The organism is Streptomyces sp. 13-12-16, from assembly GCF_002114215.1.
Classification (GTDB): domain Bacteria; phylum Actinomycetota; class Actinomycetes; order Streptomycetales; family Streptomycetaceae; genus Streptomyces.
The window spans coordinates 1-386 of the sequence record NZ_NCTE01001388.1 but is presented as its reverse complement, the minus strand read 5'-3'; the positions used below and the strand labels follow the sequence as shown (position 1 = coordinate 386).

Annotated in this window: 1 protein-coding gene; it reads left to right on the top strand. The window is 74.9% G+C overall.

The genetic code is table 11. The annotated features are described in order from the left end of the window. Positions 1–11: 11 nt before the first annotated feature. The coding region (locus tag B7767_RS41255) for a PTS glucose/sucrose transporter subunit IIB (RefSeq protein WP_179167531.1) at positions 12–386 on the top strand (375 nt) is incomplete at its 3' end.

The window sequence follows — 386 nt, the reverse complement described above, 5'->3', positions numbered from 1 at the left end:
ATGACCGCACCATGAGCGAAGAGAACAAGCACCACGCCACCGCTGCCGCCCTCCTCCCCCTGGTCGGAGGCGCGGAGAACGTGACGTCGGTGGCCCACTGCATGACCCGCCTCAGGCTGGGGCTGCGCGACCGGTCCCTCGTGCAGGACGAGCGGCTCAAGGCCCTTCCCGCGGTCATGGGGGTCGTCGAGGACGACACCTACCAGATCGTGCTGGGGCCGGGAGCGGTGGCGCGTGTCACCCCGGAGTTCGAGGCCCTGGTCGAGGCGGAGAAGGCCGGGGCCGCGGCGGCGTCCCCCGCCCCGGACCGCGGGGGCGGCCCCGTGACGGCCGAGGCGCTCGCCGCGCGGGGAGCGGCGCTCAGGGCGGACCGGAAGGCGAGGAAC